This window comes from Gibbsiella dentisursi (assembly GCF_039539505.1).
In the GTDB taxonomy this organism is placed as follows: Bacteria; Pseudomonadota; Gammaproteobacteria; order Enterobacterales; family Enterobacteriaceae; genus Gibbsiella; species Gibbsiella quercinecans.
In genome coordinates, this window is sequence record NZ_BAABDG010000007.1 from 234,769 (window position 1) to 258,529 (window position 23,761).

General features: G+C 59.2%; 16 protein-coding genes. 7 read left to right on the forward strand and 9 right to left on the reverse strand.

All coding sequences use genetic code 11. The annotated features are described in order from the left end of the window. Positions 1-45: 45 nt before the first annotated feature. Together rcsC and gyrA are read right to left on the reverse strand one after the other, a co-directional pair. Positions 46-2,901, reverse strand: a complete 2,856-nt coding sequence (gene rcsC, locus ABFX35_RS15345; protein WP_346082099.1) for a two-component system sensor histidine kinase RcsC — start codon at positions 2,899-2,901, stop codon at positions 46-48. Between the two features lie 242 nt (positions 2,902-3,143). After that, complete coding sequence (gyrA, locus tag ABFX35_RS15350) at positions 3,144-5,792, reverse strand: DNA topoisomerase (ATP-hydrolyzing) subunit A (RefSeq protein ID WP_279022703.1); 2,649 nt, start codon at positions 5,790-5,792, stop codon at positions 3,144-3,146. 212 nt (positions 5,793-6,004) lie between these two features. Between gyrA and ubiG the strand changes: the two genes are divergently transcribed. The 5 genes from ubiG (at position 6,005) to yfaE (ending at position 11,716) form a co-directional block, all read left to right on the forward strand. Beyond that, entirely contained in the window at positions 6,005-6,730 is a 726-nt protein-coding gene (gene ubiG / locus ABFX35_RS15355; RefSeq protein ID WP_346082100.1) for a bifunctional 2-polyprenyl-6-hydroxyphenol methylase/3-demethylubiquinol 3-O-methyltransferase UbiG, read from the forward strand. Between the two features lie 99 nt (positions 6,731-6,829). Continuing rightward, a complete protein-coding gene (locus ABFX35_RS15360) occupies positions 6,830-7,414 on the forward strand; it encodes a cupin domain-containing protein (RefSeq protein WP_346082101.1) in 585 nt (194 codons plus the stop codon). Positions 7,415-7,902: 488 nt separating this feature from the next. After that, positions 7,903-10,191, forward strand: a complete 2,289-nt coding sequence (gene nrdA, locus ABFX35_RS15365) for a class 1a ribonucleoside-diphosphate reductase subunit alpha (protein ID WP_279022700.1) — start codon at positions 7,903-7,905, stop codon at positions 10,189-10,191. A gap of 102 nt (positions 10,192-10,293) precedes the next feature. Next, a complete protein-coding gene (gene nrdB / locus ABFX35_RS15370; protein ID WP_346082102.1) occupies positions 10,294-11,424 on the forward strand; it encodes a class Ia ribonucleoside-diphosphate reductase subunit beta in 1,131 nt (376 codons plus the stop codon). A 31-nt stretch (positions 11,425-11,455) separates the two neighbouring features. After that, entirely contained in the window at positions 11,456-11,716 is a 261-nt protein-coding gene (gene yfaE / locus ABFX35_RS15375) for a class I ribonucleotide reductase maintenance protein YfaE (RefSeq protein ID WP_279022698.1), read from the forward strand. Between the two features lie 60 nt (positions 11,717-11,776). Here the strand turns inward: yfaE and ABFX35_RS15380 are convergent, their stop codons facing one another. Beyond that, positions 11,777-12,973, reverse strand: a complete 1,197-nt coding sequence (locus ABFX35_RS15380) for a nicotinamide mononucleotide deamidase-related protein YfaY (RefSeq protein WP_346082103.1) — start codon at positions 12,971-12,973, stop codon at positions 11,777-11,779. A gap of 226 nt (positions 12,974-13,199) precedes the next feature. Between ABFX35_RS15380 and tyrP the strand changes: the two genes are divergently transcribed. Then, a complete protein-coding gene (gene tyrP / locus ABFX35_RS15385; protein WP_346082104.1) occupies positions 13,200-14,408 on the forward strand; it encodes a tyrosine transporter TyrP in 1,209 nt (402 codons plus the stop codon). A 271-nt stretch (positions 14,409-14,679) separates the two neighbouring features. Continuing rightward, positions 14,680-16,116 carry a catalase KatA gene (gene katA / locus ABFX35_RS15390; RefSeq protein ID WP_346082105.1) on the forward strand — a complete coding sequence of 479 codons (1,437 nt, stop codon included), beginning with the start codon at positions 14,680-14,682 and terminating at the stop codon, positions 16,114-16,116. Positions 16,117-16,212: 96 nt separating this feature from the next. Here the strand turns inward: katA and tcuC are convergent, their stop codons facing one another. The 6 genes from tcuC to menD all read right to left on the reverse strand — a co-directional run bounded on the left by tcuC (position 16,213) and on the right by menD (position 23,397). Next, entirely contained in the window at positions 16,213-17,541 is a 1,329-nt protein-coding gene (gene tcuC / locus ABFX35_RS15395; RefSeq protein ID WP_279022694.1) for an MFS transporter, read from the reverse strand. A 178-nt stretch (positions 17,542-17,719) separates the two neighbouring features. Further along, positions 17,720-19,117: an o-succinylbenzoate--CoA ligase gene (gene menE / locus ABFX35_RS15400; protein ID WP_346082106.1), complete on the reverse strand. Its 1,398-nt coding sequence runs from the start codon at positions 19,115-19,117 to the stop codon at positions 17,720-17,722. Beyond that, positions 19,105-20,088: an o-succinylbenzoate synthase gene (gene menC, locus ABFX35_RS15405; protein ID WP_346082107.1), complete on the reverse strand. Its 984-nt coding sequence runs from the start codon at positions 20,086-20,088 to the stop codon at positions 19,105-19,107. The genes menE and menC overlap by 13 nt, the downstream gene beginning before the upstream one ends. After that, the gene (menB, locus tag ABFX35_RS15410; protein ID WP_346082108.1) at positions 20,088-20,945 is read right to left on the reverse strand and encodes a 1,4-dihydroxy-2-naphthoyl-CoA synthase; all 858 of its coding nucleotides are present in this window, start codon (positions 20,943-20,945) and stop codon (positions 20,088-20,090) included. Before menB ends, menC begins: the two co-directional genes overlap by 1 nt. An 11-nt stretch (positions 20,946-20,956) precedes the next feature. Next, positions 20,957-21,724: a 2-succinyl-6-hydroxy-2,4-cyclohexadiene-1-carboxylate synthase gene (gene menH, locus ABFX35_RS15415; protein ID WP_279022691.1), complete on the reverse strand. Its 768-nt coding sequence runs from the start codon at positions 21,722-21,724 to the stop codon at positions 20,957-20,959. Then, positions 21,724-23,397: a 2-succinyl-5-enolpyruvyl-6-hydroxy-3-cyclohexene-1-carboxylic-acid synthase gene (menD, locus tag ABFX35_RS15420; RefSeq protein ID WP_346082109.1), complete on the reverse strand. Its 1,674-nt coding sequence runs from the start codon at positions 23,395-23,397 to the stop codon at positions 21,724-21,726. Before menD ends, menH begins: the two co-directional genes overlap by 1 nt. Positions 23,398-23,761 lie beyond the last annotated feature (364 nt).

Below are 23,761 nucleotides of genomic sequence, written 5' to 3' on the forward strand. Positions count from 1 at the left end.
AACGGGCAGGGCGATACCCTGCCCTGTTTAGCTTCCCATCCACCGTTACGCCTCTTCGCGCTCCGCCCGCGTGCGCCGTACCTGCTGGCTATAGAATGCCAACGTTTGTTCCAGCGATTCCAGCGTCACCGGCTTCGACAGGCAGTTATCCATCCCCGCCGCCATACAGCGTTGCCGTTCTTCCGCCAACGCATTGGCGGTGACGCCGATCACCGGCGCACTAAAGTGCATCTCCCGCAGGCGCTGCGTCAGCTTATAACCGTCCATATTCGGCATGTTCACGTCGGTCAGCACAATATCGACCGGGTGATGGTTCAGCATCCCCAGCGCATCGACGCCGTCGTTGGCGGTCACCAGTTGATAGCCCAATGAAGAGAGCTGATCGGACAGCAAACGGCGGTTGATCGGGTGATCGTCCACCACCAGCAGGTGGATATCCTGGTTGCCCGCCGCCGGCGTTTTGGCCGCCGCCGGCAATTGCATCGGCGCTTTGTTGCCCCCCACGCCGAACAAACGGTTGAGCAGGCCGATGGTTTCCCGCGGGGTGGACGTACTGTGCACCCAATAGCCCGGCCGGGTTTGCTGCGCCGGGCCGATATGCTCAATGGAAAATTCGATCTGCGCCAACAGCGGCTGGGTAAACATCAGCGGGTAATCGCTGATCAGCACGTCGCCCTTCCCGGTCGCCTGCCCGGCATACCGCTGCAGTTGCGCGCCGTAGCCGGCGAGGATCTCCATCAGGTAGTTCTCTAACCGTTGGTTGCGAATGTCCAGCCATAGCTTGAGCCCCTGCCAGGTGTCGCTGGCCTGCGGCAGTACAAACTGGGCATCAAACAGCGGGATGCGGATAATAAACATGCTGCCTAGCCCAGGCTCAGACTCCACCGCAATATCGCCATCCATCATATTGATCAACTTTTCGCAGATCGCCAGCCCCAGGCCGGTGCCCTGGAAATGGCGCTGCACGCCGGTGCCCACCTGGAAGAACGGATCAAACAGCCGCGGGATCTCTTTCGCCTGAATGCCGACGCCGGTATCGCGCACGCTGAATTCCAGGTAGTTATCACGCGCACGTACCTGCAAAATAATGCAGCCGGTATCGGTGAACTTGATGGCATTATTCAGCAAATTGGAAAGCACCTGCTGCAAACGCACCGGATCGCCGGAGATTCGTTCAGGCACGGTTTGCTCAATAAAACAGAACAGCCCCAGCCGTTTTTTCACCACCAGCGGCAGATAGTTGCCGGCGATATGGGTAATCAGCTCCAGGCAAGAGAAATCCCTCGGCTCGATCTTGAGCTGTTCCGATTCAATCTTGGAGAAGTCCAAAATATCGCTGATGATTTTCAACAGCAGCCCGGACGAATTGTTCATCGCGTTCACCAGCCGATCGACCCCCAGCGGCAGCTCCTTGGTTTGCAGCAGCTCCAGGTTGCCGATAATACCGTACAGCGGGGTGCGCAGCTCATGGCTGACGGTCGCCAGGAACATCGACTTCGACTGGCTGGCCTGTTCGGCGGCGGCGGCCATTTCCTGCAGTGACTCTTCCATCTTCACGCGCGCGCTCACGTCGACCAACACGCAAATCGCCACGTCCTCGTTACGGTAACGGGAGTGAACGAAGCTGATCTGCAGGTTGTTGTTGTCGCTGGTCATGACATCAACAAAGTTCACCTGCTGCTCGCAGATGATGCGCGTGATGCGCTCCCGGTCTTCATGGGTCAACATGTTGATGTAGTTATGCGCCAGCTCATTGCTCAGGATATTGGTGCCGTCGCTGATGCGCAGAATACAGATCCCCACCGGCGCCGAAGCGACAATCTTGCGGTTAAACTGCTCGTGCTCTTCCAGCCGGAAGGCGTTGTTTTCCGCCGGCATGAACATTTTGCGTTCAAATAGCCAGGCCAGGCTGAACAGCACGATCGCCGAGAGCATGTTGAGCAGGACGGCGTTGAGGATCAGGATCTTGAAGCGCTCCGCCACGTTTTTTATCGGCAGCGAATACACCACGCTCAATGAAGACGGCGGCAGCGCCTTTTTCATGATCAGATCGTGGTAGCTGTCCACGTAGCCAAAATAGATATGCAAATCCGGGTAGCTGTCCGTCGGCAGCGCATCATCGGCCAGGCGCAGCACCGGTTCATTGTCTTCATCCAGCAAGGTGACGCCAGTCGACAGGTTGCCTGGCGCAACAAAATCCTCCAGGCGCACCGTTTGCTCGATGCCCAGCAACGCTTCCAGCTTGTTGCCGATATAAATCGGCGCCAGTACGTAGAGATAGCCCACATCCGGCCGCTGCGAGCTGGGGTTGATCCAGTACAAGTTGCTGTCTTTATCCTGGTTTTTGGCATTGCGGTATTTCAGGATGCGATCATGCAGCGATTTCAACACATCTTCGCGATCGATCACCCCGGTGCTATTGCCGAACTCCGCCATACACAGGCTGTCGCCGCCGATCACAAACACCCGGTTAAGATCGTAGGCGGCGACGAAGTTCTCGCGCCAGTATTGAATCAACCCGCTTAGCGAATCATACAGGCTGTGGTAGTTGGTGTTGAGCGAACAGTTGGATTCAGGGTAGAGGGGATAAAACACCGGCGGGCTGCTTTTGGCCGGGAACACGCCGCTGAACATGTCCAGATTGCTGACCGAACCGTTGAGGCGGTTCTCGGCCATGTATTTGATATCGCGCATCACATCCGCAGCATGGCGAATATAGCCCTGGGCCTGATCAAAATTCAGGTTGTATTCTTGCCGCAGCTCGGATTCTTTATCATGCAAGATGTTGAGAATATAAAAAGTGGTGAGCAACGCGCCCAATATCCACAGCATAATCGCCAACACCCGGAACAGATAGCGGGAGATTTTTAGCGCAGTACGAAAAGAGGCTAGATATTTCAATCTGATACCATATGAATGTAAATGGTGGCAAGCACGTTCTTACCTGAAGCCACATCCTGTGTTTGGCAGACCCATCACCCTGTTTATCCCCTGCATCATTCAAGCTGCAGCAACGCCTTTACGTCTGCAACCAGAAGTACGACGAGTATAACTGAAAAAAGGGCCCGGCATCGCAGCCAGGCCCTCTCTTTTATAACCTGCCGGAGCGTTACGACCCGGCAGACATAGCCACCCACTAAACGTTATGCGTCTTCGCCATCCGCATCGTCGGCCGCTTCGTTGTCGTCGCCGTCATCATCCAGCGGTGCGGCATCTTCTTCTACCGCTTCACCCGCTTCGATGCTGTCGAGCTCTTCATCTTCAACCGGTTCGGCAACGCGTTGCAGACCCACCACGTTCTCATCTTCAGCGGTACGGATCAACGTTACGCCCTGGGTATTACGGCCCACCACGCTGACTTCCGCCACGCGGGTGCGCACCAGCGTACCGGCATCGGTGATCATCATGATCTGGTCGGTGGTTTCCACCTGAACCGCACCGACGACCTGGCCGTTACGTTCGCTCACCTTAATGGAGATAACCCCTTGGGTGGCGCGCGATTTGGTCGGGTATTCGGTCACCGCGGTGCGTTTGCCGTAGCCGTTTTGCGTCACGGTCAGGATATCGCCTTCGCCGCGCGGCACAATCAACGACACCACGCGATCGCTCTCGCCCAGATTGATGCCGCGCACGCCGGTTGCGGTACGCCCCATTGATCGCACCTGCGACTCTGGGAAACGCACCACTTTACCGTTGGCGGAGAACAGCATCACTTCGTTGCTGCCGTCGGTCAGATCGACACCAATCAGCTCATCCCCCTCGTTGAGGTTGACGGCGATGATACCGGCGCTGCGCGGACGGCTGAACTCGGTCAGGGCGGTTTTCTTCACGGTGCCGCTGGCGGTGGCCATGAAGACATGGCGCCCTTCTTCATACTCGCGCACCGGCAGGATGGCGGTGATGCGTTCATCGGCCTCCAGCGGCAACAGGTTGACGATTGGGCGGCCACGTGCGCCACGGCTGGCTTCAGGCAATTGGTAAACCTTCATCCAGTACAGGCGCCCACGGCTGGAGAAGCACAGAATGGTGTCGTGGGTGTTGGCCACCAGCAGACGATCGATAAAGTCTTCTTCTTTTATGCGGGCGGCAGATTTGCCTTTGCCGCCGCGGCGCTGGGCTTCGTAATCGCTCAGCGGCTGATACTTCACATAGCCCTGGTGCGACAGCGTCACCACCACGTCTTCCTGGTTGATCAAATCTTCGATATTGATATCGGAAGAGTTGGCGGTGATCTCGGTGCGGCGCTGATCGCCAAACTGCTCACGTACGGCGACCAGTTCTTCACGAATCACTTCCATCAGGCGTTCAGGGCTTTCCAGGATGAAGATCAGTTCAGCGATTTGGTTGAGCAGCTCTTTGTACTCATCGAGCAGTTTTTCATGCTCAAGGCCGGTCAGTTTCTGCAGGCGCAGATCCAAAATCGCCTGAGCTTGCTGTTCGGTCAGGTGATATTTGCCGTCACGGATGCCGAATTCAGGCTCCAGCCACTCTGGCCGCGCCGCATCGTCGCCCGCGCGTTCCAACATCGCGGCCACGTTGCCCAGTTCCCAGGATTGCGCAACCAGCCCGGCTTTCGCTTCAGCCGGGGTCGGCGCGCGGCGGATCAGTTCAATGATCGGATCGATATTCGCCAGCGCGATCGCCAAACCTTCCAGGATGTGCGCACGATCGCGTGCCTTGCGCAGTTCGAAAATAGTACGGCGGGTCACCACTTCGCGGCGGTGGCGAACAAAGGCTTGCAGAATGTCTTTCAGGTTCAGCAGCTTTGGCTGCCCCTGGTGCAACGCCACCATGTTGATGCCGAAGGTCACCTGCAGTTGGGTTTGTGAGTACAGGTTGTTCAGCACCACTTCACCCACGGCGTCGCGTTTGACTTCAATCACAATGCGCATGCCGTCTTTGTCGGACTCGTCGCGCAGAGCGCTGATGCCTTCGACGCGTTTATCTTTCACCAGCTCGGCGATTTTCTCGATCAGGCGCGCTTTGTTCACCTGATACGGAATTTCGTGCACGATGATGGTTTCGCGGCCGGTTTTCGCGTCGGCTTCCACCTCGGCGCGGGCGCGGATATACACTTTGCCGCGGCCGGTGCGATAGGCTTCTTCAATGCCGCGACGGCCATTAATGATTGCCGCGGTTGGGAAATCCGGCCCCGGGATATGTTCCATCAGCCCTTCAATGCTGATGTTTTCATCATCGATATAGGCCAGGCAACCGTCGATAACCTCGGACAGGTTATGCGGCGGAATATTGGTCGCCATCCCTACCGCGATACCGGAGGAGCCGTTGATCAGCAGGTTAGGGATTTTGGTTGGCATGACTTCCGGAATCTGTTCCGTACCGTCATAGTTAGGCACAAAGTCAACGGTCTCTTTTTCCAGATCCGCCAGCAATTCGTGTGCGATTTTCGCCATGCGTACTTCGGTATAACGCATTGCCGCTGCGGAGTCGCCATCGACCGAACCGAAGTTCCCCTGGCCGTCCACCAGCATATAGCGCAGCGAAAACGGTTGGGCCATACGTACAATGGTGTCATAAACCGCGCTGTCGCCGTGCGGGTGATATTTACCGATCACGTCGCCGACGACACGGGCCGATTTCTTGTATGGCTTATTCCAGTCGTTACCCAGTACATTCATCGCGTACAAGACGCGGCGGTGCACCGGCTTTAGACCATCACGAACATCTGGCAACGCACGCCCGACGATAACGGACATTGCGTAATCCAGATACGAGCTTTTCAGCTCTTCTTCGATGTTTACCGGTGTGATTTCTCTGGCAAGGTCGCTCATGGAGCTGCTATCCCTCTACTAATGATTCATCTGCCCGCATGCCATAGTGGCAAAGGTGTAAAACTATATCACAAAGCGCGCTTTACAGGAAAATTACGCAGCAAAGAACCGTTTCCTCTCCGCCGGCTTGTGCCTTGCGGCACAGGCTGGGGACAGCGGCGCGCCAGAACATGTATACTCTCCGCAACAGGAACAGGAGCCAGAGCATAGCCATGAATGTAGAGACATCCAGCCAAGCGCAAAACGTCGACCAACAGGAAATCGCCAAGTTTGAGGCCGTGGCCTCGCGCTGGTGGGATTTGGAAGGGGAATTTAAACCGCTGCACCGCATTAACCCGCTGCGCCTGGCGTACATCATGCAGCGCGCCGGCGGCATCTTCGGCAAGACCGTGCTCGACGTCGGCTGCGGCGGCGGCATCCTGGCCGAGAGTATGGCGCAGGAAGGCGCCCTGGTGACCGGCCTGGATATGGGCGCGGAGCCGCTGCAGGTGGCGCGCCTGCACGCGCTGGAAAGCGGTGTCAACGTCACCTATACCCAGGAAACGGTGGAAAGCCATGCCCATGCCAACCCGCAACACTACGATGTGGTGACCTGCATGGAAATGCTGGAGCACGTGCCGGATCCGGCCTCGGTGGTGCGCGCCTGCGCTCACCTGGTGAAACCGGGCGGCCATGTGTTCTTCTCCACCATCAACCGCAATACCAAGGCCTGGCTGATGGCGGTGATCGGCGCCGAGTATATTCTCAAGATGGTGCCGCAGGGCACGCACGATCATAAAAAGTTTATTCGCCCGTCTGAACTGATCGGCTGGGTCGACGGCACCCCGCTGCGGGAAAAACACATGATCGGCCTGCATTACAACCCGATCACCGATCGCTTCAAGCTTGGCCGCAACGTGGACGTCAACTATATGGTGCACACCCAGCACCAAGGTTAACGCTCCCCATATCCTCGCCGATGGGGTCTATAGTAAATAGACCCATCATATGTTTTTACTTGGCACCCGCCGGGTAAAAACGTGCCGCAGGAGATCGATATGGCAACCGTTTCCCGCCGTTATTTTCTGCAGTTCATCTCCAGCCTGGCGCTCGGCGCGCCGGTGCTGCTGGCGCGCGCCGCGCACGCCGCTCCCATGGCCGAACAGCTGCGGCTGGAGCGCAACGGCTGGGTGCCCAATAACCCCCATTTGCCGGTGCTGCTGTATCGCCAGGTATTGCCCGGCCAGGATACCATCGCAAACGCGCAGGCGTTGTTCGGCCGCACCGGCTGGCCGCCGCAATGGGTGGCCGACGTTTATACTTTCCACCACTACCACAGCACCGCCCATGAAGTGCTGGGCTTTGCCGGCGGCAGCGCACGCCTGATGCTGGGTGGGCCGAACGGCCATGAGATCAGTGTGCGCGCCGGCGACGTCGCGTTGCTGCCCGCCGGCACCGGCCATTGCAAACTCAGCAGCAGCAGCGATTTTGTCGTGGTCGGTGCCTATCCGCCGCAGCAACGCTGGGATTTATGTCGGGCGGCGCCAACCCCGGCCATGCTGGAACGAATCGCCAATCTGCCTTTCCCGTACAGCGATCCGGTATCCGGCCCACAGGGGCCGTTGTTACAGTTCTGGCGCTAATCACCGTGAAAATGCTGCGCGGCCTTATCCATTTGCTGTTGCCCTGCCAGCGCTGTTTCGGCAAAACCTGGCACGGAAGCAAATGGAACAGCGCATCCCACATTAACCCCCGTGCCGGCGGGCGTGTTCAGCGCCGGCGGGGAAAAAATGGCGGGCGGCAGTTTTTTTATAATATTAAACCAGATCAATATGCCGTTTTTTTCTAATGTTTAAGAAAGCGGCAAACGATCATGTTTTTTAGCAAATCAGCAAAATCCGATCCTGCTTATTGACAACAGCGCCATGCCAGACACGGCGCGCATTGTGGAGCGGGCTTAACATTTTGCCCCCAAGTTATCCACAAAACAGGCCGTTTCTGTTCACTTGCCAAGGCCCTTTTTTCTCACTATCTTGACGCCTCTACCACATATAACCCCTATATATAGTGTTTACATACTGAGCAGAGCGACTACACTTCTGCCTGGCAGACATTATACGGAAAACAGCATATGAACCAGAGTCTACTTGTTACTAAGCGCGATGGCCGCAAAGAGCGCATCAATCTTGATAAAATTCACCGGGTCATCGACTGGGCCGCAGAAGGTTTAAATAACGTCTCGGTTTCTCAAGTAGCATTGCGTTCCCATATTCAGTTTTACGACGGCATCAAGACCGCTGATATCCATGAAACCATCATCAAGGCGGCGGCCGATCTGATCTCGCGCGATGCGCCGGATTACCAATACCTGGCCGCGCGCCTGGCCATTTTCCACCTGCGTAAAAAAGCTTACGGCAAGTTCGAGCCGCCGAAGCTGTATGCGCACGTGACCCGCATGGTCGAGATGGGCAAATACGATAAACATCTGCTGGAAGACTACAGCGCTGAAGAGTTCGAGCAGATGGACGGTTTTATCGATCACTGGCGTGACATGAACTTCTCTTATGCCGCCGTCAAGCAGCTGGAAGGGAAGTACCTGGCGCAGAACCGCGTTACCGGCGAAATCTACGAGAGCGCGCAGTTCCTGTACATTCTGGTGGCGGCCTGCCTATTCTCCGGCTACCCGCGCGCAACCCGTCTGGATTACGTCAAACGTTTCTACGACGCGATCTCGACCTTCAAAATCTCGCTGCCGACGCCGATTATGTCCGGCGTGCGCACCCCAACCCGCCAGTTCAGCTCCTGTGTGCTGATCGAATGCGGCGACAGCCTGGATTCGATTAACGCGACCTCCAGCGCGATCGTGAAATACGTTTCCCAACGCGCCGGCATCGGCATCAACGCCGGCCGTATTCGCGCGCTGGGCAGCCCGATCCGCGGCGGTGAGGCTTTCCACACCGGCTGTATCCCGTTCTATAAACACTTCCAGACCGCGGTGAAATCCTGCTCCCAGGGCGGCGTGCGCGGCGGTGCCGCCACCCTGTTCTACCCAATGTGGCACCTGGAAGTCGAAAGCCTGCTGGTGTTGAAAAACAACCGCGGCGTGGAAGGCAACCGCGTGCGCCACATGGACTACGGCGTGCAGTTGAACCGCCTGATGTACCAGCGCCTGATCAAAGGCGGCGACATTACCCTGTTCAGCCCATCCGACGTGCCGGGGCTGTACGACGCCTTCTTCGCCGACCAGGATGAATTCGAACGTTTGTACACCCAGTATGAACAAGACAGCAGCATCCGCCAAAAACGCGTGAAGGCCGTGGAGCTGTTCTCGTTGATGATGCAGGAACGCGCCTCCACCGGCCGCATCTACATTCAAAACGTCGACCACTGCAATACCCACAGCCCGTTTGATCCGCAGATCGCCCCGGTGCGCCAGTCTAACCTGTGCCTGGAAATCGCTCTGCCGACCAAGCCGCTGGAAGACGTCAACGACGAAAACGGCGAAATCGCGCTGTGCACCCTCTCGGCGTTCAACCTGGGCGCGATTGACAGCCTGGACGATCTGGAAGAGCTGGCCACCCTCGCCGTGCGTGCGCTCGACGCCCTGCTCGATTACCAGGACTACCCGATCCCGGCAGCCCGTCGCGGCGCGATGGGGCGCCGTACCCTGGGGATCGGTGTCATCAACTTCGCCTACTACCTGGCGAAAAACGGCGTGCGCTACTCCGACGGCAGCGCCAACGCCCTGACCCACAAAACTTTCGAGGCCATCCAGTACTATCTGCTGAAGGCGTCTAACCGCCTGGCCCAGGAACAGGGCGCCTGCCCGTGGTTCAACGAAACCACCTATGCGCAGGGTATCTTGCCGATCGACACCTACAAAAAAGACTTGAACGCCATCTGCGACGAGCCACTGCATTACGATTGGGAAACGCTGCGCAAAGAAATCAAAGAAACCGGCCTGCGCAACTCGACCCTGTCTGCGCTGATGCCGTCAGAAACGTCGTCACAGATTTCCAACGCCACCAACGGTATTGAGCCGCCGCGTGGCCACATCAGCATCAAAGCGTCGAAGGACGGCATTCTGCGCCAGGTGGTGCCAGAATATGAGCGCCTGAAAGAGGCCTACGAACTGCTGTGGGAAATGCCGAACAACGACGGCTACCTGCAGCTGGTTGGCCTGATGCAGAAGTTTATCGATCAGTCGATCTCTGCCAACACCAACTACGATCCGGCTCGCTTCCCAAGCACCAAAGTGCCGATGAAGCAACTGCTGAAAGATCTGCTCACCGCCTATAAGTTCGGCGTTAAAACGCTGTACTATCAGAATACCCGTGACGGCGCTGAGGATATCCAGGAAGACTTGCTGCCAGCACAGGGCGGCGATGACGACTGTGAAGGCGGCGCCTGCAAAATTTAACATTCATGCGTCGGGCCGTGGTAATGCGGCCCTCTCGCGTTTTCCTCACCAGGGCCGGATCACTCCGGCCTCTCTGCGTGGGGCAGCAAAGGATTAAGGCTTATGGCATACACCACTTTTTCGCAAAACAAGAACGATCAACTGCTTGAACCGATGTTTTTCGGCCAGTCGGTCAACGTGGCGCGTTTCGACCAGCAAAAACATGAAATCTTTGAAAAGCTGATCGAAAAACAGCTCTCCTTCTTCTGGCGCCCGGAAGAAGTGGACGTCTCACGCGATCGCATCGACTATCAGGCGCTGCCGGATCATGAAAAACACATTTTCATCAGCAACCTGAAATACCAGACGCTGCTGGACTCCATCCAGGGCCGCAGCCCGAACGTGGCGCTGTTGCCGTTGATTTCCATCCCGGAGCTGGAAACCTGGGTGGAGACCTGGTCGTTCTCGGAAACCATCCACTCCCGTTCCTACACCCACATTATCCGCAATATCGTCAACGATCCGGCGCTGGTGTTCGATGACATCGTCACCAACCAGGAGATCCTCAAGCGCGCGAAAGATATCTCCGGCTACTATGACGATCTGATCGAAATGACCGGCTATTACCATCTGCTGGGGGAAGGCACTCATCAGGTGAACGGTAAAACCGTCAAGGTTGACCTGCGCTCGCTGAAAAAACAGCTTTATCTGTGCCTGATGAGCGTCAACGCGCTGGAAGCGATTCGCTTCTACGTCAGCTTCGCCTGCTCGTTCGCCTTTGCCGAGCGCGAACTGATGGAAGGCAACGCCAAAATCATCAAGCTGATCGCCCGTGACGAAGCCCTGCACCTGACTGGTACCCAGCATATGCTGAACCTGATGCGCGCCGGCAGCGATGACCCGGAAATGGCGGAAATCGCCGTTGAATGCCAGCAAGAGTGCTACGATCTGTTCCTGAAAGCGGCACAGCAGGAAAAAGAGTGGGCTGAATATCTGTTCAGCGGCGGCTCGATGATCGGCCTGAACAAAGAGATCCTCTGCCAGTATGTGGAGTACATCACCAACATCCGCATGCAGGCGGTTGGCCTTAGCCTGCCGTTCGAAACCCGTTCCAACCCGATCCCGTGGATCAACGCCTGGCTGGTTTCCGACAACGTGCAGGTTGCCCCGCAGGAAGTCGAGGTGAGCTCTTATCTGGTCGGCCAGATCGATTCCGAAGTCAACGCCGACGATCTGAGCGATTTCGAACTGTAACACTCGCCCAGGGAGGGATGCCTTTACTATTATGGCAACGTCAACCGTAACGCTGCGCGCCACCGGCACGCAGTTGGCCTGCCCGGACAGCGAACACAGCCTGCTTGATGCGCTGGAGCGGCATAATGTTCAGGTGGAATACCAATGCCGCTCCGGGTACTGCGGCTCCTGCCGGCTGAAGCTGGTGAAAGGCCAGGTCGCCTATCGCCAGCAGCCGCTGGCGTTTATTAATGACGGTGAGATCCTGCCCTGCTGCTGTATGCCGCTGGCAGATATCGAACTGGAAATCTGAACCCCCTGCGCACGCCCCGCTCGTTTCCCGACGCGGGGCTTGCCGAACCCCTTCCTGGCGTTAGCCGATACGCTCGACCACATCCAGCCAGCTATAGTTGCCGCACGCGTTGCCCCCTTGCAACCAACGGCGCAGCATATCCAGCGCCAACATCGCCACCGATTCCTGGCGCAGGCTCAACCCGTGGCGCGCAGCGCGATATTGTACCGTCTGGGCAAATTCGCCCTGCGGCGTAGACAACGCGATATTGATCCGTTCGTCGACCATCGCGCCGACCGCCAGCGCCAGCGGCGCCCCGGCAAGCTGCGCCAAAGAGCGGGCGCGCGCCAGCACCGTGGGCAAATCCTCAATGCAATGGCTGGGCAACAGTTCGCCGCCCGCCAGCGGCGCACCGGCGGTTTGCAACTGCAGATTGATGAGGCCAGCGCTGAATTGCTCGCTGAGCGCCAGATGCAGCCCGCGCTGTTGCAGCGTTTGCGCCAACACCCCCGGCAGGCCGAGGGTGCCTTCGAAAATAGTGTTATCGCCCGCAACGGCACGCACCCGCTCCCATGCGGTTTCCATCGCCGCCCGCTGCTCCGCCGGCCCGGTCAACTTCAGCTCAATAATCGGGCTGGATGAGCGGTAACCCAGCACCACGCCCGCCGGCAACGCCATACCGTCCAGCTCGGCGGCCAGATCGCTTTCCGAAGTGCCAAAGGTGGTCAAACGCAGGCACAGCGGCGGCTCGGGCAAGGTAAAGCGCTGGCGCAGGCGCGGCACAATCTGTTCCGCCACCATCACCTTAAATTCCGACGGCACGCCGGGGGTGAAAAACATCAGGCATTTATTCAACGTCAACGCGAAACCACAGGCGGTGCCGACACGGTTATCAAGCATCTCCGCATTGGCCGGGATCTGCGCCTGTTTACGGTTGGACGCCGCCATCGGGCGCCCGCGTTCGGCAAAATAGGCGGTCATGCGCGCCAGCCATTCAGGGTGCTCGACCAACGCCACGCCGCAGGCGTTAGCCGCCGCCAGCGCGCTGAGATCGTCACTGGTCGGCCCCAGGCCGCCATTAACAATCAGCACGTCCGCAACGTGGCTGCGCTCCTGCAACGTTTCCACCAGCGAAGACAAATTATCCCCCACCGTTTCACGCCCGCTCATCGGCAAACCCTGCTGGAACAGGTAGTCCGCCAGCCAGGCCGCGTTGGTATCGATAATTTGCCCATACAGCACTTCATCGCCAGTGCTTAACATCTCCACCCTTAACATTGCTCTCTCCCGCATTTTTTGTTTTACCCACTATAGATGGCTGTAAACAACTTTTCACCCGTCACGTACCCTTCACGGTTGCCAGGCCCTCTACCCCCTTAATCGTAAATATAAATTTACACTCACTGTAACATCAGTTTGACTGAAAATAATCGTTCCTCTATTCTGCCGCCCTGCAAATGAGTTACTGATTATGTTGCCAAAATAGGCAACGGTAGAGAAAAACGTGAAGAATCGTACCCTTGGTAGTATTTTTATCGTGGCCGGCACCACTATCGGCGCCGGTATGTTGGCGATGCCGCTGGCGGCGGCCGGCGTCGGGTTCGGCGTCACCCTAGCGCTGCTGATCGGGCTGTGGCTGCTAATGTGCTATACCGCGCTGCTATTGGTGGAGGTGTACCAGCACCACCCGGCCGAAACCGGTCTGGGCACGCTGGCACGGCGTTATCTTGGCAGCGGCGGCCAATGGCTGACCAGTTTCAGCATGATGTTCCTGATGTATGCCCTCACCGCGGCCTACATTAGCGGCGCCGGCGAATTGCTGGCCGCCAGCATCAGCCACTGGACGGCCCGCAACGTGCCGGCCGTCTTTGGCGTGGTGCTGTTTACTCTGGTGGCGGGCGGCGTGGTGTGCATCGGCACGCATTCCGTCGATTTGTTCAACCGTATTTTGTTCAGCGCCAAAATGTTGCTACTGGTGGCGATGCTGGGGTTAATGTTGCCCAATATTCACCGGGCCAACCTGCTGACGCTGCCGCTGGGGCAAGGCCTGACGCTCTCGGCAATCCCGGTGATCCTTACTGCGTTTGGTTTCCACGGCAGCGTGCCCAGCGTAGTAAATTACATGGGCGGCGATATCCGCCGGCTGCGTTGGGTGTTTATCACCGGCAGCGCAATTCCGTTGCTTGCCTATATTTTCTGGCAATTGGCCACGCTCGGCAGCATCAGCTCACTCACGTTTGTCGGCATACTGGCGCAGCAGGCGGGGCTGAACGGGCTGCTGCAGGCCGTACGCGATGTGGTGGCTTCCACACATGTAGAATTGGCGGTACACCTGTTCGCCGATCTGGCGCTGGCGACTTCGTTCCTTGGCGTGGCATTAGGGCTGTTCGATTTCCTGGCCGATCTATGTAAACGCCGTAACACCGCGCATGGCCGCCTGCAGACCGGGCTTATCACCTTTTTGCCGCCGCTGGCCTTCGCCTTGTTTTATCCGCGCGGCTTCGTGCTGGCGCTGGGCTTCGCCGCCATTGCGCTCTCGGTGCTGGCTTTGCTGTTGCCCGCCTTGCTGGCCTGGAAAACCCGCCAACAACACCAGGCCGCCTACCGGGTGCGTGGCGGCCGCCCTGCGCTGGTGCTGGTGTTTGCCTGCGGCGTGTTGGTGATCGCCATTCAACTGGGCATCGCCGCCGGCCTGCTGCCCGCCGCCGGCTAACCCCCTTCCCCGCTTTGCCCTTCACGCCGCCCTGACGTCGCCGCCAGGGCGGCGGTATGTTTTTTGCACCTTATCATCAACCCGGGTACACGTCGGCAATGATAACCCACGCCTATTTGCTGCCGGCAAATAATAGGTCTACAACTAATAGGGAAAATTTAAACCGGCGATTAAGGAAAGCAAGCCATTGCCTTAACGGCGCTACAAGGTATTACGGGACACAACCCGGCCACCCGATCACGATTTCACTGTGAAAAGTAAGGAGCAACTGATGAGCAAGAAAGGACTGACCACCGTCGCCGGCGCGCCGGTGGTGGATAATAATAATGTGATTACCGCCGGAAAGCGCGGCCCAATGCTGCTGCAGGACGTCTGGTTCCTGGAAAAACTGGCCCACTTCGACCGTGAAGTGATCCCGGAACGCCGCATGCACGCCAAAGGTTCCGGCGCTTACGGCACTTTCACCGTCACCCATGACATTACACGCTATACGCGTGCGAAAATTTTCGCGGAAATCGGCAAAAAAACCGAGATGTTCGTGCGTTTCTCCACCGTCGCCGGTGAACGCGGCGCCGCCGATGCCGAACGCGACATCCGTGGCTTCGCCATGAAGTTCTACACCGAAGAAGGCAACTGGGATCTGGTGGGCAACGACACCCCGGTATTCTACCTGCGCGATCCGCTGAAATTCCCGGATCTGAACCACGTGGTAAAACGCGATCCGCGTACCAACCTGCGTAACCCGGTATACAAATGGGACTTTTTTTCCCACCTGCCGGAAGCCTTGCACCAGTTGACCATTGATTTCAGCGACCGCGGGCTGCCTAAATCCTATCGCCATATGCACGGTTTCGGCAGCCACACCTACAGCTTTATCAATGCCAACAACGAACGTTTCTGGGTGAAATTCCACTTCCGTTGCCAACAGGGCATCGAAAACCTGATGGATGACGAGGCCGAAGCCATCGTCGCCAAAGACCGTGAAAGCTCACAGCGCGATCTGTTCGACGCCATTGAACGCGGCGACCACCCGCGCTGGAACCTGCAAATCCAGATCATGCCGGAACATGAAGCCTCGCAGACCCCGTACAATCCGTTCGATCTGACCAAGGTATGGCCGCATGCGGATTACCCGTTGATTGACGTCGGCTTCTTTGAACTGAACCGCAACCCGGACAACTACTTCTCCGAAGTGGAGCAGGTGGCGATGAACCCGGCCAACGTGGTGCCAGGCATCAGCTTCTCGCCGGATAAAATGTTGCAGGGCCGCCTGTTCTCGTATGGCGACGCACACCGCTACCGCCTGGGCGTCAACCATCATCAGATCCCGGTCAACGCCGCAAAATGTCCGTTCCACAACTATCACCGCGACGGCGCGATGCGCGTTGACGGCAACAGCGGCAACGGCGCTACCTACGAACCCAACAGCTTTGGCGTATTCCAGGAGCAGCCGGATTTCAGTGAACCGCCATTGAGCATTGAAGGCGCGGCCGACCACTGGAACCACCGTGAAGACGAGGACTATTTCAGCCAACCGCGCGCCCTGTTCAACCTGCTGAGCGCCGAAGAACACCAGCGCATGTTCACCCGCATTGCCGGTGAGCTGTCGCAGGTGCCCGAGGCCATCCAGCGCCGCCAAATTGCGCTGTTCACCAAAGTGCACCCCGACTACGGCGCAGGCGTTGCCAACGCGCTGGGCCTTGCATAAGGCGAAATGCCCGGTGCGTAAACGTGCCATAACAAAACGCCCCCGGCCATGCGGCAGGGGGCGTTATACGTTTGAACGCCACGATACGCCAACGGGTTAGCGGATTGGCGAACCGGCGGGCAGTTGGCCGTGCTGGCGTTGACGCTGCCGCTGCAATACCGGCAGCAGCAGCGCGGCAACCAGCCCACACAGTGCCGCGATCGACAGCCACACGCCCGGCATCGCCTTATTGCCGGTCACATGGATCAGGTAGCTGGCGATGGCCGGCGTAAAGCCGCCAAACAGCGCGGTCGCCAGGCTGTAGGCCATGGAAAACCCGGTGGCGCGCACTTCCGCCGGCATCACCTCCGTCAACGCCACCACCATCGCCGAGTTATAGCTGGCATAGAGGAACGACAACCACAGCTCGGCTTCCAGCAGGTGAATAAAGCTCGGCGCGCTCACCAACCAGCTCAACACCGGGTAGGCAGTCAGCAAGATCAGCGCGGTGAACAACAGCAACAGCGGCCGGCGCCCCACCTTATCCGAGACGCTGCCCATCACCGGCAACCAGAACAGGTTGGACAACCCCACGCACAGCGTCACGATAAAGCTTTGCTGCTCGCTGAACTGCAAGACGGTTTTGCCGTAGGTCGGCGTGAAGGCGGTGATCATGTAAAAAGCCACCGTGGTGGTCACCACCATCATCATCCCCACCAGCACAATCGGCCAGTTGCTGGCCACCGAGCGGGCGATTTCCCCCATCGACGGGTGATGGCGGCGCTGGCGGAATGCGTCGGTTTCTTCCAGCATACGGCGGATCCAGAACAGGAACGGCACAATCATGCAGCCGACGAAGAACGGAATGCGCCAGCCCCAATCCGACATGATGGTTTTCCCCAGCCATTGGTTCAGCACCACCCCAAGCAATGCGGCGAACACCACCGCAATCTGCTGGCTGGCGGACTGCCAGCTAACATAGAAGCCCTTTTTCCCTTCCGGCGCGATTTCCGACAGATAAACGGAAACGCCGCCCAGTTCCACCCCGGCGGAGAAACCCTGCAGCAAGCGCCCAACCAGCACCAGTATCGGCGCTAATACGCCAATGCTGTGATAACCGGGCACACAGGCGATGGTCAGCGTACCGATGGCCATCAATCCCAGGGTGATCAGCAGCCCCTTGCGCCGGCCATGATGATCGATATAGGCCCCCAGCACCATGGCCCCCAACGGGCGCATCAGGAAGCCGGCGCCGAAGGTCATCAAGGTTAACATCAGGGAAGCAAACGGATTGGAACCGGGGAAAAAAGTGCCGGCAATGGCGCTGGCATAGTAGCCAAACACCATGAAATCATACATTTCAAGAAAGTTGCCGCTGGTAACGCGGAAAATATTCTTGGCATTCCCCTGCCGGGCGGCGGCAGGCCGGGTGTGTTTTGCTAACATACTGGCAGCTCCTGTTAATTTATTATTAAATAATTAACATCTGTTTATCATCTGCCACTGTGATCGCGCCGACACTTTCCCCCCAGGCGGGGAAAATTTCAGTAACACAATGTAAATCAAAAGGTTATGGTTTTTATGGCGTTTATGGTTTTAATGGTGTTAATCCCTGCCAGCGCCCTTAGCCGCCGCAGCGTTGCCCGCTTTGCACTACCCCCTCCGCCCAGGCTTGCACCTGCCGCCGGGCGATTTTAATCCCGCCGGTTTTCAACTGCGCCGGCAGCGGCAGCAGCGCCACCGGCCGTTGGAAATTTGCCAACTGATCCTGCGCCCATGCCAGTAGCGCCGGCAGAGACAGCGCCGCATCCCCTTCAAACACCGCCACCGGGCGCTGACCAAACTCCGCATCGTCCACCGGCACCACAAACACCTGCTCTATCTGTGGGTGGGCCGCCAGCACCCGCTCCACGTCTTCCGGCTGCACCCCTTCGCCGCCGCTGAAAAACAGGTTATCCAGCCGCCCGAGGATGCGCAGTTCGCCGTCAACCATCACGCCGCGATCGCGGGTGTGGAACCAGCCCTGACCATCGGCAATCGGCCGCAGCGCGTCATCGCACCAATACCCCAGCGCCAGGCTGGCGCCGCGTACCCACACTTCCTGATCCACCAATTTGATCTCACGGCCATGCAGCGGCAGCCCGACGCCCGGCAGCGCATCGGCACGTTTGCCACAGACGGTTGACGCCAGCTCGGTCATGCCATAGCCGCACCAGCAGCGGATGCCCGCCGCCTCTGCCCGTTCGGTAAGCGCCACCGGGATCATGGCGCCGCCCAACAGCACATCGGTTAACCCCGGCGCGCGCCGGGGTTCAGCCAGCAAACGCCAGAGTTGGGTTGGCACCAGCGACGCATGGCTGCAGCCAGCCAGCGCATCGGCCAGCGGCAGCCGATCGCGCACCACCAACCGGGCGCCCGCCGCCAGCCAGCGCCAGACGATCCCCTGCCCGGAAACGTGGAACAGCGGCAGCGACAGCATCCAGCTGTCCTGCGCCCGAAAGTTCATCAGCCGCAGCACCCCTTGCGCACTGGCGAGATGCCCCTGATAGCTGTGCGCCGCGGCTTTCGGCAACCCATTGGAGCCGGAGGTCAGCGTCAGAGTGGCTAAACGGTCGGCAGCCCATGCCAGCGGCGACGAGGATACGGCCGTTGACTGTGGCGCCAACGGCCGGATTGAATCAGGCAACGACGACGCGCCGTCCGGGCAATAGGCCAAAGAGATATTCAATGCCGGCAACAGCGTGGCCAGCAGCGCCGGCGGCAACGCCGGGTTCAGCGGCAGCAGCCGGGCGCCGCACTGCAGCAGCGCCAGATAGGCCAACAGCAGCGAGTAGCTGTTTTTGCCGCACAGCGCCACGCCGACGCCGGGGCTAACCCCCTGCTGCCGGAATGCCGCTGCCAGTTGCGCCACCTGTTGTTGCAAAGCGTGCCAACTGACGGCCTGTTGGCCCACCAGCAACGCCGTAGTCTGCGGCCGGTGCTGCGCCCAATAGCGCCACGGCCAGTCGGTCAACTGCGCCATACGCACTCCAGCCCGGCCTCGCCCTGCACGGGCAATGCGCTGCCGGGCCACGGGCGCAGCAGCTGCGCCTGCATCAAATGCAATGTATCCAGGCCCGGTACGGTGCCCGGCGTCAGCCACTGGGCCAGCCGCGCCAGTTGGGTCAGCCCCAGGCTGGATTCAATGCTGGAGCTGATCACCGCCGTCAGCCCGGCCTGATGCGCCTGCGTAACCAGCGTGCGACAGCGTGCCAGGCTGCCGACCAGCGTCGGCTTGATCACAATCGCCGCGACGCCAGGCTCGGCCTGCACGACGAAATCGGCGTCTCGCACGCTTTCATCCCAGGCAATAGCGATCCCGGTCGCCTGCGCAAAGGCGCGCGACTCATCGCGGGTTTTGCACGGCTCTTCCAGAAAGGCGATGCGATCGCGCCAGGCGGGATTGACGTATTTGGCGAAGCCTTGCGCCTTGGCCAGTGGCCAACTGCGGTTGGCGTCCAGCCGCAGTTTCAGATCCGGCAGCGCTTCCAGCAGCATATTAACGATCATGCCGTCGCGCACCGCTTCATACAGCCCGACCTTCACTTTGGCGATCTTCTCCCCCGGCAGCGCCGCCAGCAGCGCGAACAGCGCATCGGGATCGCCGGTGCACAACGGCGCCGTGCGATAATCCGCCTGCGGCGGCAACGCCCCGCTTAGCTCCGCCAGCGCGCAGCTGGTGCCGAATGCCACCGCCGGCAGGCCGCTTTCCGCCGGTTGCCCGCCGCGTAGCCAAACCGGCAGCCACGCCAGCAGCGCGCTTTGCGCCTCGGCCAGCGTTTCCAGGCTAAAGCCCGGCAGCGGCGCGATCTCTCCCCAGCCTTGCTGCTCGCCCTGTTGCAGGTGCAGCAGCAGGCCGTCGCGGGTTTTCAGCCGTTGGTTGCGCAGCACCACGCCGGCTTCCATCGGCAGTTGGTAACGGTATAGCGCCGCGCTGCGGGTTAGCTTATCCATCAAGGGTTACGCTTGAATTTGCTGAAGTCAGGCTGGCGTTTTTCATTGAATGCGTTGCGCCCCTCCTGGCCTTCGTCGGTCATGTAAAACAGCATGGTGGCGTTGCCCGCCAGCTCTTGCAAACCAGCCTGCCCGTCGCAGTCGGCGTTCAGCGCCGCCTTCAGGCAGCGCAACGCCATCGGGCTGTTTTGCAGCATTTCACGGCACCAGCGCACGGTTTCTTTTTCCAGATCCGCCAGCGGCACCACGGTGTTCACCAGCCCCATATCCAGTGCCTGCGCGGCATCATATTGGCGGCACAGGAACCAGATTTCGCGTGCTTTTTTCTGGCCGACGATGCGCGCCATGTAAGAAGCGCCCCAGCCGCCATCGAACGAGCCGACCTTCGGCCCGGTCTGGCCAAAAATGGCGTTGTCGGCGGCGATGGTCAGATCGCACATCATATGCAACACATGGCCGCCGCCGATGGAATAGCCCGCCACCATCGCCACGACCGGTTTCGGGCAGGTGCGGATCTGGCGCTGAAAATCAAGCACGTTCAGGTGGTGGACGCCGCTGGCGTCTTTGTAACCGCCGTAATCGCCGCGCACTTTCTGATCGCCACCGGAGCAGAATGCTTTCTCGCCAGCGCCGGTAAGAATAATGGTGCCAATGCCGTCGTCATAGCGAGCGTTGGCCAACGCTTCCAGCATCTCTTTCACCGTCAACGGGCGAAAAGCGTTGCGCACCTGCGGGCGGTTGATGGTGATTTTGGCAATCCCGTCGCTGGATTTGTGATACAGGATATCCTCGAAATCACCGCTGCAGTCTTGCCATTCAATCGGCGCGTAAAGCTGTTGTTCATCTGGGTAGAGCATGTTCTGTTCCTTCAAACGGGGTTATCGAGAAAATGATGCAGTTGGGCGACGAAATCCTGCGGGTTGCCCAGGTGGGCGTTGTGCCCGGCCTGCGGCACAATGCCCAACGGCAACCCGGCTTCGCGCACCAACGCCTGAAATTTATGATCGCTGTCGCCGCAGAGTACGCGCAGCGGCACCGGCAGTTGGCGCAGTTGGTCGCCCAGGTAAGGCTGGCGCCCGAGCGAGGTGGCTTCGAGCATGTCCGCCACCGCAGGGCCGTCATTAACAGCCCGTACGGCAATCAGCGCTTCGCGATGCACGGTGCTGAGATCGGCAAACACCGGCTGCTGGTACCAATCGGCCAGCACGCGGGTAATGGGTTCATGGCGAAAACGGCTGGCCCAGGCGGCGTCATGGGCGCTGCGCTGCTCGCGCAGGCTTTCGCAGCCTAAACCGGGGTTGCCGCCTTCAATCACCACGCCCTGCAAACCACTGTGGTTGCCCTGGCAGGCATGGTACATCGCAATGCGCCCGCCGAGCGAATAGCCCACCAGCCAGTACTTTTCAATACGGTAAAGCGCCAGCACCGCGTTGATTTGCCGGCTGACGTCGTCAAGACCGGTGCAGTGCTGGTTGGCCGAATCGCCATGGCCGGGCAGATCGATCGCCAGTGACGGCCACTGCGGGCAGTGGCCGGCTATCACCCGCCACTCGTTGTTATTCCCAAGAAAACCATGTAACCACACCAGCCAGGGGCGATCGCCCTCGCCGCTTTGCAATACTTTTGCTGCCAGCATCAGCCTGCCACCATTTGTTGTATCAGGTATTGCACCGCCTCTGCGCCATCGCTCGGCGGCACCTGTAATTCAATCAGCGTAGCGCCGCTGTGGCGCCAGCCCTGCTCCACCGCCTGGCATAACTGTTGCCAGTCGGCCGGGCAGGCATAGTTAATCTGGAACATCGCCGCTGCGTGGCTGAACGCCACATCTTGCGGCATGCAGTAGAAGCGCTGACGCTCCGTTTCCGGGGTGGGTAATAGCGAAAATATCTGGCCCCCGTTATTGTTCACGACGATCAGCACCGTCGGCGCCGAGCAGTGGCGCAGGAGCGCCAGCGCATTCAAGTCATACAGCGCGGAAAGATCGCCCACCACCGCCAGCGTGGGCTTGGCCGTGGCGCGCTGCACCCCAGCCGTCGTGGAAAGCAGCCCGTCAATACCACTGGCGCCGCGGTTGCTGAACACCGGGTAGCCCGGCGGCAACTGCGCCAGCGCATCAACCAACCGCACCACCAGGCTGTTGCCCAGAAACAGCTGGCCGTTTTCCGGCAGCAGTTGCGCCAGGCGATGCGCCAACAACGCTTCGCCAAAGCGATTGCGCAGATAGCCGGTCACCTGCTCATGGGTTTGCGCCGCGATAGCGGCCAGATCGTCTGCCCAGGGGGAGCGCAACTGCGCCGGATGCGCATCAAGCCATTGCCCCACCGGGCAACAAATACGCCGGCCGCGGTGCTGGGCGGGATCACGCTGCCCCGGCAGCGCGTCCACCAGCCAGTATTCTTGCGGCTGGCACTGCGCCTGCCATTGCAGCACGCGTTTGCCCGTCAGGCTGGCGCCAAATTGGATCACCAACTGGGCGTTGGCCAGGATGCCCTTGGCTTGCGGGCGCGCCAGCCACAAATCGGCACACGGCAACGGCTGCCCGGTCTGCGACAACACATCGCCAATCAGCGGCCACCCCAGCATCTCGGCCCAGGCCGCCAGTTGCACGCCTTCTTCTGCGCTGATGCGCCCGGCCACAATCACCCCGCGCTTCTGGCGCCAAACATGCCAGTCAGGCTGCTTCGCCACGCTCAACGTGGCCGGGGTGCAAAGCCAGGGGCGACGATCGTGCCACCAATTACCTAATTCAGCCGACCAGGCCGCATAGTGTTGTTCGTCGCCGCCATACAGCGGTTCGGCGAACGGGCAATTGATATGCAGGACGCCATGGGCCAGGTTCGCCATGGCGTTGTCCACGGTGGCAACCAGCCAGCGAGCCGGAATATCCGGGGTGGGCCGCGGCAAGTCTATCGCCTGCGCCGGGTGGCCGGCATACAGGCCGTGCTGGCGGATCGCCTGGTTGGCACCGCAGTCGATCAGCTCCGGCGGGCGATCGGCCGTCAGGCAAACCAGGCGTTCGCCGGTAAGGCTGGCTTCAATGATGGCAGGATACAGATTGGCAGCCGCCGTGCCGGAGGTGACGATCACCGCGACGGGCTCTTGCGCTGCTTTCGCCAGGCCCAGCGCCAAATGGCCCAGGCCGCGCTCGTCAAAATGGGTATGGCAAATGAAGGCGGGGTTGGCCGCCGCCGCAAGCGTCAACGGCGTGGAACGCGATCCGGGGGCAATGCAGACATGCCGCACCCCATGCCGAGACAGCGCTTCCAATAACAACGCCGCCCAGCGGCGATTAAAAACACTTGTCGACATAGTCCGCTCACAAATCCGTTAACAGAATTATTTCTCTGGCATTAATCACGCCAACGCAATGATCAAATTATATGAGTAGTTTTCAACACGGCTTTTGCGCTGGCGCAAAAACGCCGTATATCCTTAAAGCGCAATGGCGGCTTCTTACCCTGAAAGATCAAAGTTAATGTCTTGGTGAATGGCCGGTCGCCCATAATTGCAACCAAAAATGAACAAATAAATTACAGGTAGCTTACACGCAAGCGCACGGCTTCTCCATGCAGGGCCATGATTTCGGGATACATAAACAGCTCGCCCGGACAGTTAGCGAGTTTAGCGGCAAATGCAGCACAGAAGGCAGATAAAAAAGAGGGAAATGCGTGGA

What these genes read in the sequence shown, in the direction of transcription:
- menD (WP_346082109.1), bottom strand. Translation starts at nt 23,397, where the DNA reads ATGTCGACAAGTGTTTTTAATCGCCGCTGGGCGGCGTTGTTATTGGAA.
- ABFX35_RS15360 (WP_346082101.1), top strand. Translation starts at nt 6,830, where the DNA reads ATGGCAACCGTTTCCCGCCGTTATTTTCTGCAGTTCATCTCCAGCCTG.
- nrdA (WP_279022700.1), top strand. Translation starts at nt 7,903, where the DNA reads ATGAACCAGAGTCTACTTGTTACTAAGCGCGATGGCCGCAAAGAGCGC.
- tcuC (WP_279022694.1), bottom strand. Translation starts at nt 17,541, where the DNA reads ATGTTAGCAAAACACACCCGGCCTGCCGCCGCCCGGCAGGGGAATGCC.
- menH (WP_279022691.1), bottom strand. Translation starts at nt 21,724, where the DNA reads ATGCTGGCAGCAAAAGTATTGCAAAGCGGCGAGGGCGATCGCCCCTGG.
- ABFX35_RS15380 (WP_346082103.1), bottom strand. Translation starts at nt 12,973, where the DNA reads ATGTTAAGGGTGGAGATGTTAAGCACTGGCGATGAAGTGCTGTATGGG.
- ubiG (WP_346082100.1), top strand. Translation starts at nt 6,005, where the DNA reads ATGAATGTAGAGACATCCAGCCAAGCGCAAAACGTCGACCAACAGGAA.
- yfaE (WP_279022698.1), top strand. Translation starts at nt 11,456, where the DNA reads ATGGCAACGTCAACCGTAACGCTGCGCGCCACCGGCACGCAGTTGGCC.
- katA (WP_346082105.1), top strand. Translation starts at nt 14,680, where the DNA reads ATGAGCAAGAAAGGACTGACCACCGTCGCCGGCGCGCCGGTGGTGGAT.
- menE (WP_346082106.1), bottom strand. Translation starts at nt 19,117, where the DNA reads ATGGCGCAGTTGACCGACTGGCCGTGGCGCTATTGGGCGCAGCACCGG.
- menB (WP_346082108.1), bottom strand. Translation starts at nt 20,945, where the DNA reads ATGCTCTACCCAGATGAACAACAGCTTTACGCGCCGATTGAATGGCAA.
- nrdB (WP_346082102.1), top strand. Translation starts at nt 10,294, where the DNA reads ATGGCATACACCACTTTTTCGCAAAACAAGAACGATCAACTGCTTGAA.
- gyrA (WP_279022703.1), bottom strand. Translation starts at nt 5,792, where the DNA reads ATGAGCGACCTTGCCAGAGAAATCACACCGGTAAACATCGAAGAAGAG.
- menC (WP_346082107.1), bottom strand. Translation starts at nt 20,088, where the DNA reads ATGGATAAGCTAACCCGCAGCGCGGCGCTATACCGTTACCAACTGCCG.